Below are 9,443 nucleotides of genomic sequence, written 5' to 3' on the forward strand. Positions count from 1 at the left end.
GCCAAAACGTGCAAATCGCGCCGAAAAATACTATATTTCCTGGATGGAAGTGCAGGCGATGAACTCGAAGGTTCAAGAGCTGAAAGTGTTTCTCGACCATGCCGGTCGGGTCGCGCTTGTCGAAGTTGCGGCGGCAAAGGGTTCGACGCCGCGCGAGGCCGGTGCGTTCATGCTTGTCTCGGCATCGGCGATTTTCGGCACCATTGGCGGCGGTCAGCTCGAATATATGGCGATCGATAAGGCGCGGCAGATGCTGGGCTCTTTGCGCTCCGCATCTTTCAGCGAGTTTGCCGATGTCGGCGCCGCCCCTCATCCGCCTGCCGGCACCTTCTCCCCGTATAGTGACGGGGAGAAGGGAAGCGGCCGTAACGCCGGCGACCCCCTCTCCCCGTCCTTACGGGGAGAGGGTAAGGGTGAGGGGCAGCGCGACGCTGACGAAGATGGCGTCACGCTCGACGTTCCGCTCGGGCCGGAAATCGGCCAGTGCTGCGGGGGTCGGGTCAAGGTGTTGATCCGCTTGGTCGACGGCACAATCGAGGAAAAGCTGATGGCGCACGCTGAATCGGAGGAAGCCCATCTGCCGCATGTCTATATCTTCGGCGGCGGTCATGTCGGCCAGGCGCTCGCGTCGGCGATCGCACTTCTTCCCGTGCATGGCGTCGTCATCGAGACACGCGCCGAGGCATTGGAAGGCATGCCGGAAACCGTCGAGACGCGGCTGACGCCGATGCCCGAGGCTGAGCTGCGCAACGCCCCGGCCGGCACCGCCTTCGCCGTCCTCACGCATGACCACGCACTCGATTTCCTGATCGTCGCCGAAGCGCTGAAACGCGACGACGCGGCCTATGTCGGCATGATCGGTTCGAAGACCAAGAAAGCGACCTTCAGGAACTGGTTCCTGAAATCGGCCGACGGCACGGAGACCGAATTCGCCCGCCTCGTCTCGCCGATCGGCGGCGACGCCGTCAAGGACAAGCGTCCGCCGGTTATTGCCGCGCTCGCCGCCGCCGAGATCATGACGGCGCTGGTCATCCACAATGCGGCTTCGAACGCAGAGCATCACGCTCCGCATGACAGGGTGACCGCCGGCTAGCTCGGTCGCCTGAGGCCCAGATGCGCGCGCAGCGTGGCGCCTTCATACGCTTTGCGGAACAGGCCGCGCCGCTGCAGTTCCGGCACGACCAGCGTGGCAAAGGCATCGAGTTCGCCGGGAAAATAAGACGGCATGACGTTGAAACCGTCGGCGGCACCGCCTTCGAACCGCGCCTGCAACTCGTCCGCGATCTGGGCAGCGGTTCCCACCATACGCCAGTGGCCGCGCGCGCTGGCAAAATGCCGCGCTAGCTGGCGAATGGAAAGGCCATCGCGGCGCGATTGCTCGACGACCAGGGCCTGCCGGCTTTTCATGCCTTCGCTCTCGGGCAATTCGGGCAGAGGACCGTCGAGCGGATGGCGCCAGAGGTCGGAGATGCTGAGATAGCTGGACAGCAGGGCCACGCCGACGTCGTCGGGGATCAGTTCCTGCAATTCCTCGAATTTTTCGCGGGCCTCGGCTTCGGTCTCCGCCACCACGGGCGAGACACCGGGCATGATCTTGATGTCATCGGGTTCACGCCCATACGCCGCCATGCGCCCCTTGAGGTCGTCATAAAAGGCCTTCGCCTCCTCGAAGGTCTGTGCCGCAGTGAACACCACGTCGGCGGTGCGGGCGGCGAGGTCGCGGCCGACGTCGGAAGCGCCGGCCTGGACCATGACAGGCGCGCCTTGCGGCGAGCGCGGCAGATCGAGCGGATCGCGGACCGAAAAACTCTGTCCGTCATGGCCTGCCTTGCCGCGCCACAACCCTGTCACCGCCTCGGCGAACTCGCGCGCCCGCTCATAGCGGTCGGCATGAGGCTTGAGGCCGGCTGCGCCGAAATTGGCGGCTTCGATCTGACTGGCCGAGGTCACCAGGTTCCAGCCGGCCCGGCCGCCGCTCAGGTGATCGAGTGACAGGAAGGTCCGCGCCAGGCCGTAAGGCTCGTTGTAGCTGGTCGACGCGGTGGAAACGAGGCCGATGCGGCTGGTCTGGACAGCCAGCGCCGAAAGCAGGCTGATCGGCTCGAAGCCGATCGAGCGCGACGTCTGGCTGGCAATGTCGACATTGGCCTCGCGCAGGCCGGCGGCGTCCTCGCAGAAGATCATGTCGAACTTCGCCGCTTCAGCCGTGCGCGCCAGCGCCATGTAGTGATCGATGTCGATGCCAGCTTTCACATGCGCCTTCGGATGGCGCCAGGCGGCGATGTGATGGCCCGTCGCCCACAGGAAGGCGCCGAGCTTCATTTGCGCGGTCATTGGTCACCTCCGCCGGCAAGGCCGAGATGCGAGCGCAAGGTGGTGCCGGGATGGTTTTCTCGAAGCAGCCCGCACCGCCGCAACTCCGGAAGAACACGATCGATCAAATCGTCGAACACCGAAAGCTGCGCCGGCAAGCGGATGTTGAAGCCGTCGCAGCTCTTAGAGAAGGATTTTTCTTCCAGCCTGTCGGCCAGCCCGCTGACGCCGTCAGCGGTGAGCGAGATATCAGCCAGTATCTTCACCGCATCCGGCTCGCGCCCACAGGCGGAAACCCGGCGCTTCAAATCACCATGACACGCCTTGTCTTCTGCCGCCGCCCGTTCGTCCAGCAGAACGACATCGGCGGTGCGGGCGGCAAAGTCGAGGTCGCCTTCGGTGAGATCGGACAGCACCAGCACCGGCGCGTCCTGCGGCGACCGCGCGACATTCAGCGGCCCGCGCACGGAGAAGAACTCGCCCTTGTGGTCGAGCGGGTGCATTCCTTGCGGATCATGGAAGCGGCCGCCGTCCCTGTCGAACAGCAGCGCGTCCGCGTCCCAGCCCTGCCAGAGCCCTTGAACGATGCCGATATATTCCTCCGAGCGGCGGCGAAAATCATCGGCTGAAAACCCGTCGGGCCGGCTGAAATTGGCGGCCTCTCGCGGTGTCTGCGCCAGCGTCGCGTTCCAGCCCGCGCGGCCATGGCTGATCATGTCGAGCGAGGCAAAGCGGCGCGCGAGATTGTAGGGCTGGTGAGCGATCGTCGAGGCGCTGGCGACGAGACCGATCTTTTCGGTCACGGTCGCCAGCGCGGCGATGAGAGTGGTCGCCTCGAACGGACTGCTCGGCGCGGCGCCATGCGGCGCGGAGTCGTCGAGGATGATCATGTCCAGCCCCGCCGCCTCGGCCTCCCGGGCGAAGCCGGCCAGATCGCTGAAAGTGAGCGCTTGCCCGGTTGCGAGGGCAATATTGAGCGAAGCGGCGAGATGCGTTGTGGCGCCGTCGGTCATGGATGGTTCCTGGGGGAAGGCATGCGGGAACTATGTTCGCCGCATGCCCCAATGGCAACCGCTGGCGCTGGGCCAACCGCCGGCCATGTGCCGGCCAGAAGTCACGTTTCGGCTGGCTCTCAAACACCTCGAAAATTAGCTGAAACATCCGCCGCGTCGTCATCCACGGGCGGAGCAGCCGCGAAGCGGCGTCGCGCAGACCCGAGGATCCATGCCGCGGCGTCAAGGCGCTGCCACGGTGCAGAATTCTGCTCCGTTGCACTTTACGGCGAAAGTCACGGAATGGATCCTCGGGTCTGCGCTCCGCTTCGCGTCGCTCCGCCCGTGGATGACGAAGTCGCGGGCCTTCGGCCGATCCCGTAGCAACGCGACCGCCCCTCACTTGCCCGCCAGAATGTCCTTGATCAGCCTTTGGCAACGCTCGGCCATGAAGTCGAGCAATAGCCGCACCTTGGGATCCTGCAGCTTCTTGTGCGGATAGACGGCGGCGAACTGCACCGGCGTTGGCGGGGTGCTGGTCAGGATCACTTTCAGCCGCTGGTCGCGGATGAACGGCTCGACCTCGAAGCGCGGTTTGTTGATGATGCCGCGCCCCGACAGCGCCCAGCCGGTCAGCACGTCGCCATCATCGGTGTCATAGGGCCCATGCACCTCGAATTTCTGCGGGCCGGTGGGCGTTTGCAAGGTCCAGACATATTCGCGCGCGCCGGAATAGCGCAGCATCAGGCAGTCATGCTTCCTGCCGATCAGCTCCTGCGGCTCCGTCGGCTCGCCGCGCGCTTCCAGATATTTGGGTGCGGCGACCAGCACGCGCTCGCATTCCATGATGCCGCGCATCCTGAGGCTGGAATCCTCGATGATCCCTAACCGGAAGGCGACGTCGATGCCTTCCTTCATGATGTCGACATTGTGGTCCGAGAGCCTCAGCCGCACCTCGACGTCAGGGTATTTGTCGTGAAAATCGGGAATGCCCGACGCCACCAGCCGGCGCCCGAGGCCGAGCGGTGCGGTGACGCGGATGGTGCCACGCGGCTGGCCGGACAGCGCCGAGACGGCCGCTTCCGCCTCGGTGATCGCCTCCAGCACCTGCTTGGCGCCGGAATAGAAAACAGTGCCGTGCTCGGTCGGCATCAATTGCCGGGTGGTGCGGTTGAACAGCCGCACGCCGAGATGCTTCTCCAGTTCCTTGATGCGGTTGGAGGCGACCGCCGGCGAAATGCGCATGTCGCGGCCGGCCGCCGACAGATTGCCGAGCTCGACGACGCGGACAAAGACGGCGATGTTGTCGAGATAGGCCATGCGGATCGGCACCCTTCACCGGTTTGCGGTGATCAACCTAGTATTTTCCATTTTTTTTTGAAAGTCATCGTACACCTCGCCTCTTTTCGTTTGCGCCCCACACCGTAAAGTCATCGGATCGGCAGGGACGATTTCAATGATGGATTTCGCGATTTTCTGGGACTGGCTGAGCTTCGCCGTGCGCTGGCTGCACGTCGTTACCGGCATCGCCTGGATCGGCTCGTCCTTCTACTTCGTCGCGCTCGATCTTGGCCTGCGCCAGCGGCCCGGCATGCCGGTCGGCGCCTTCGGCGAGGAATGGCAGGTGCATGGCGGCGGCTTCTACCACATCCAGAAATACCTGGTGGCGCCGGCCGAGATGCCCGAGCACCTGACCTGGTTCAAATGGGAATCCTATGCCACCTGGCTGTCCGGCTTCGCCATGCTGTGCGTGGTCTATTACGCCGGAGCCGATCTGTTCCTGATCGATCCCAATGTGCTGCCGATGTCGGCGCCGGTGGGCATTCTGTTGTCGATGGCCACGATCGGCGTCGGCTGGGTGGTCTATGATCTCCTGTGCCGCTCGCCGCTTGGCAAAAGCGACACCGGCCTGATGCTGGTGCTCTATTGCGTGCTGGTCTTCATCGCCTGGGGGCTGACGCACCTGTTCACCGGCCGCGCCGCCTTCCTGCATCTGGGCGCGATCACCGCGACGATCATGTCGGCCAATGTCTTCATGGTCATCATTCCCAACCAGAAGATCGTCGTCGCCGACCTCATCGCCGGCCGCAAGCCTGATCCGAAATACGGCAAGATCGCCAAGCAGCGCTCGCTCCACAACAATTATTTGACGCTGCCGGTACTGTTCCTGATGCTGTCGAACCACTATCCGCTGGCATTCGGGACTGAGTTCAACTGGGTCATCGCCTCGCTGGTGTTCATCATCGGCGTCCTCATCCGCCACTATTTCAACACCGTGCACAAGCGTGCCGGCAACCCGCACTGGACGTGGCTCGGCGCCCTTGTCCTGTTCATCATCATCATCTGGCTGTCGACCGTGCCGAAGGTGCTGACCGGTGAACCGAAGGTGTCCGCCTCGGCGCAGGTCTATATCGCCTCGGCGCATTTCCCGGCGGTGCGCGACACCGTTCTCGGCCGCTGTTCAATGTGCCATGCGGCCGAGCCGGTCTATGAAGGCATCTATCATGCGCCCAAGGGCGTGATGCTCGACACCGACGCCGGCATCGCCGACCATGCCCGCGAGATCTATCTGCAGGCCGGCCGCAGCCACGCCATGCCGCCGGCTAATGTTAGCCAGATCACCGACAAGGAACGGGCGCTGCTGGTCGCCTGGTTCGAAGGCGCGGGGAAATAAGCATGACCTCGACACTTCTGCGCGGCCGCACCCTGTCCTTCGTGCGCTGGCCGCAAACCATCGACGACCACTCAGCCTGGCGCTACGAGGAGGATGGCGGCCTGCTGATAAGCGATGGCAGGATCGTTGCATCAGGCGCCTATGCCGATGTCGAGAAACAGGCCGGCGAGGGCGTCAAAAAGATCGACCATCGGCCGCATCTGCTGCTGCCGGGTTTTATCGATACGCATGTGCATTTCCCGCAGATGCAGGTCATCGCCTCCTATGGCGCCGAACTGCTCGACTGGCTGAACACCTACACCTTTCCCGAGGAAACAAAATTCGCCAACGCGCAGCATGGCCGCCGCATCGCGCGGCTGTTTCTTGATGAAACGGTGCGCCACGGCACAACGACGGTTGCCGCCTACTGTTCGGTGCACAAGGCCTCGGCGGAAGCCTTCTTCGCCGAGTCGCACGCGCGCGACATGCTCAACATCGCCGGCAAGGTGATGATGGACCGTAATGCGCCCGAAGGCGTGCTCGACACGCCGAAATCCGGATATGACGACACCAAGGCGCTGATCAAGGAGTGGCACGGCAAAGGGCGGCAGCACTATGCCATCACGCCGCGCTTCGCCATCACCTCGTCACCGGAGCAGATGGAGATGGCCGGCGCGCTCTGCCGCGAACATCCCGACCTGCACATGCAGACGCATCTGTCGGAAAACCACGCAGAGATCGCCTTCACGCAACAGCTTTATCCCTGGTCGCGCGACTACACCGACATTTACGAGCACTATGGGCTGCTGGGCAAAAAGAGCCTTTTCGGCCACTGCATCCATCTCGGGGAACGTGAGGCGGACGCTCTGGCTGATAGCGGTTCGGTGGCGGTGTTCTGCCCGACCTCTAACTTGTTCCTCGGCTCGGGCCTGTTCGACTATCAGCGCTTTCGCCGCCGCGACAAGCCGTTGCGCGTAGCGGCCGCCACCGATGTCGGCGGCGGCACCAACTATTCGATGCTTCGCACCATGGACGAAGGCTACAAGGTGATCGCGCTGAACGGCGAGAAGCTCAACCCTTTCCAGTCCTTCTGGCAGATCACGCGCGGCAATGCCGAGGCGCTATCTGTCGTCGAGAAGATCGGCACGCTGGAGGAAGGCACCGATGCCGACATCGTCGTGCTCGATGCGAGGGCAACGCCGGCCATGCGGCTCAGGATGGAAACGGTCGAGACGCTGGCGCAGGAACTGTTCCTGCTGCAGACGCTGGGCGATGATCGAGCCGTGCGCGAGGTCTATGTCGCGGGGCGGGCGGCCAAGAGCGACATCGCAATTTAGCGCTGCGGTGTGTTGCCTGCTTGACCCGGCGGCAGCCATCGGTCAAAGCGTGCGGCGAAGTTGACAGGGGAACGACATATGACCGTTGCTGACGACATCGCTCTGATCAAGAAACAGGAAGAGACCCTTGTCTTCACGGCCTTCGACGAGGCCGTCGCCTTCAAGCTCGGTTCGGCGATCCGTGACCGCGCGCTGGCTGAGAACCTGCCCGTCATCGTCGACATCAGGACTTTCGACCGGCCGCTCTTCTATGCCGCCATGCCGGGGTCGAATGCATCCAATCCCGACTGGGCGCGGCGCAAGATCAATGTCGTTAAGCGCTACCTCAAAAGCACCTACCGTCTGGTTCTGGAGCAGCAGCGTCCCGACCGCACCTTCAAGATCGGCGAGGGGCTGGATATTGCGGACTACGTGCTGGCCGGCGGCGGCTTCCCGGTCGCGGTCAAGGGTGCCGGTGTCATCGGCGTGATCGCGGTGTCTGGCCTGCCGGAGCGCCAGGATCATGGCGTGGTGGTCGATGCGCTGTGCGATCACCTGGGCATAGACAGGCGCAAGCTGGCGTTGTCCGCGGACCCCGAATGACCGTGCCCGATCCCAAGGTTTTTCTTACCTCGATCTTCAATGCCGCCGTCGCCGCCGCCGATCCGGAGCGCACCATCCGCGACCATTTGCCGGCCAGACCCAGGGGCCGCACCATCGTCATCGGCGCCGGCAAAGGCTCGGCACAGATGGCGGCGGCCTTCGAGAAGGTCTGGGACGGCCTGATCGAAGGGCTGGTCGTCACCCGCTACGGCTATGGCGCCAGATGCGAGCGCATCGAGATCATCGAGGCCGCGCATCCGGTGCCGGACGCCGCCGGGCTCGAGGCCTCGCGGCGGCTGCTGGAGAAAGTGCAAGGGCTGACAGCGGACGACCTGGTCGTGGCGCTGATTTCCGGCGGCGGTTCGGCCCTGCTGCCGTCTCCGGCCGCCGGCCTGACGCTGGCCGACGAAATTGCCGTCAACGAGGCGCTGCTTGCTTCCGGCGCGCCGATCGCGGCGATGAACACCATCCGCAAGCATCTCTCCGCCATCAAGGGTGGCCGGCTGGCCGCTGCCGCATGGCCGGCCAAGGTGGTGTCGCTGGTTGTCTCCGACATCCCCGGCGACAATCCGGCCCTGGTGGCGTCCGGCCCGACCGTTCCCGACACTGGCAGCCGTGAAGACGCGCTGGCGTCGATATCCGCCTATGGCATGAAACTGCCGGACGCGGTCATGGCGCACATTCGGTCGCCGGCGGCCGACGCACCAGATCCCGACGATCAGCGCTTTGCGCGCAACGAGGTGCACCTGATTGCCTCGGCCGGTGTGTCGCTGGAAGCGGCGGCGGCTGAAGCGAGGCGGCAAGGCGTCGAAGCCTTCATCCTCTCCGACGCCATCGAAGGCGAAGCACGCGAGGTCGGCGGCGTCCATGCGGCAATCGCCCGCGAAGTGGCGACGCGTAATCGGCCCTTCCAAAAGCCGGTGCTGATCCTTTCGGGTGGTGAGACCACCGTGACTTTGCGGGCAAAGGGCAAAGGTGGCCGCAATTCGGAATTCCTGCTCGCCTTCGCCATCGGCATCAATGGCGTGGAGGGTATTCACGCCTTTGCCGCGGATACTGACGGCATCGATGGCTCCGAAAACAATGCCGGCGCCTTCGCCGACGGCTCAACCGTTTCGCGCATGCGGGCGGCGGGTGTGGATGCCAAGGCAATGCTGGCCGGCAACAATGCCTGGACGGCCTTCAATGCCGTCGGCGATCTCTTCGTGCCCGGCCCGACCGGCACGAACGTCAATGATCTCAGGGCAATTCTCGTCCGTTAAAGGCTGGTGCGTCCCCTCTCCCAAACGCAAGCGCTGCCCCTCATCCGCCTGCCGGTGTCCAGCCGATAGATGGGTAACAGATTGAACCGGATACATAGGTAACAGTTCTCCCCCTATGCATCCGCCGCAGCGCCAAGCGGTTTGGTTGGCGCGGCGCTGCGGCGGACGAGCTTCATACGTCTGGTGTCGATGATGCCAAGCGGATAATCATGGAAGGTAAGTGCCCATTGGCCGTCCTCGGCTTCGGTGGCCGCGACGGCTTCGCCGGCCAGTGATTGCGAGACATAGACGAAGCCGCCATTCC

The 9,443-nt window shown here is 64.0% G+C and carries 8 protein-coding genes and 1 pseudogene; 5 read left to right on the forward strand and 4 right to left on the reverse strand.

Annotated elements, in window-relative coordinates; all coding sequences use genetic code 11:
* The first annotated feature begins 58 nt into the window (after nt 1–58).
* Nucleotides 59–1,093: a xanthine dehydrogenase accessory protein XdhC gene (gene xdhC, locus EN824_RS23175; RefSeq protein WP_135932729.1), complete on the forward strand. Its 1,035-nt coding sequence runs from the start codon at nt 59–61 to the stop codon at nt 1,091–1,093.
* Here the strand turns inward: xdhC and EN824_RS23180 are convergent.
* The 3 genes from EN824_RS23180 to EN824_RS23190 form a co-directional block, all read right to left on the reverse strand.
* Nucleotides 1,090–2,334, reverse strand: a complete 1,245-nt coding sequence (locus tag EN824_RS23180; RefSeq protein ID WP_135932730.1) for an LLM class flavin-dependent oxidoreductase — start codon at nt 2,332–2,334, stop codon at nt 1,090–1,092. The genes xdhC and EN824_RS23180 overlap by 4 nt on opposite strands.
* A complete protein-coding gene (locus EN824_RS23185; RefSeq protein ID WP_135932731.1) occupies nt 2,331–3,326 on the reverse strand; it encodes an LLM class flavin-dependent oxidoreductase in 996 nt (331 codons plus the stop codon). Before EN824_RS23185 ends, EN824_RS23180 begins: the two co-directional genes overlap by 4 nt.
* A gap of 378 nt (nt 3,327–3,704) precedes the next feature.
* Nucleotides 3,705–4,625: a LysR family transcriptional regulator gene (locus tag EN824_RS23190; protein ID WP_127872927.1), complete on the reverse strand. Its 921-nt coding sequence runs from the start codon at nt 4,623–4,625 to the stop codon at nt 3,705–3,707.
* Nucleotides 4,626–4,761: 136 nt separating this feature from the next.
* On the opposite strand from EN824_RS23190, the gene EN824_RS23195 reads away from it, so the two are divergent.
* From EN824_RS23195 to EN824_RS23210, 4 genes are all read left to right on the forward strand, one after another.
* The gene (locus EN824_RS23195; protein WP_135932732.1) at nt 4,762–5,979 is read left to right on the forward strand and encodes a urate hydroxylase PuuD; all 1,218 of its coding nucleotides are present in this window, start codon (nt 4,762–4,764) and stop codon (nt 5,977–5,979) included.
* 2 nt (nt 5,980–5,981) lie between these two features.
* A complete protein-coding gene (guaD, locus tag EN824_RS23200) occupies nt 5,982–7,295 on the forward strand; it encodes a guanine deaminase (protein ID WP_135932733.1) in 1,314 nt (437 codons plus the stop codon).
* Between the two features lie 78 nt (nt 7,296–7,373).
* Entirely contained in the window at nt 7,374–7,877 is a 504-nt protein-coding gene (locus EN824_RS23205) for a heme-degrading domain-containing protein (RefSeq protein WP_135882803.1), read from the forward strand.
* Complete coding sequence (locus EN824_RS23210) at nt 7,874–9,139, forward strand: glycerate kinase (RefSeq protein ID WP_135932734.1); 1,266 nt, start codon at nt 7,874–7,876, stop codon at nt 9,137–9,139. The genes EN824_RS23205 and EN824_RS23210 overlap by 4 nt, the downstream gene beginning before the upstream one ends.
* A gap of 113 nt (nt 9,140–9,252) precedes the next feature.
* Here the strand turns inward: EN824_RS23210 and EN824_RS23215 are convergent.
* Nucleotides 9,253–9,443 (reverse strand): annotated as a pseudogene (locus tag EN824_RS23215) (integrase); the annotation flags it as partial.

Source organism: Mesorhizobium sp. M8A.F.Ca.ET.181.01.1.1 (assembly GCF_004792025.1).
Taxonomy (GTDB): domain Bacteria; phylum Pseudomonadota; class Alphaproteobacteria; order Rhizobiales; family Rhizobiaceae; genus Mesorhizobium.

Coding starts and splice junctions, on each gene's coding strand:
- EN824_RS23190 (WP_127872927.1), bottom strand. CDS start 4,625: ATGGCCTATCTCGACAACATCGCCGTCTTTGTCCGCGTCGTCGAGCTC.
- EN824_RS23210 (WP_135932734.1), top strand. CDS start 7,874: ATGACCGTGCCCGATCCCAAGGTTTTTCTTACCTCGATCTTCAATGCC.
- EN824_RS23195 (WP_135932732.1), top strand. CDS start 4,762: ATGATGGATTTCGCGATTTTCTGGGACTGGCTGAGCTTCGCCGTGCGC.
- EN824_RS23180 (WP_135932730.1), bottom strand. CDS start 2,334: ATGACCGCGCAAATGAAGCTCGGCGCCTTCCTGTGGGCGACGGGCCAT.
- EN824_RS23185 (WP_135932731.1), bottom strand. CDS start 3,326: ATGACCGACGGCGCCACAACGCATCTCGCCGCTTCGCTCAATATTGCC.
- EN824_RS23205 (WP_135882803.1), top strand. CDS start 7,374: ATGACCGTTGCTGACGACATCGCTCTGATCAAGAAACAGGAAGAGACC.
- guaD (WP_135932733.1), top strand. CDS start 5,982: ATGACCTCGACACTTCTGCGCGGCCGCACCCTGTCCTTCGTGCGCTGG.
- xdhC (WP_135932729.1), top strand. CDS start 59: ATGAACTCGAAGGTTCAAGAGCTGAAAGTGTTTCTCGACCATGCCGGT.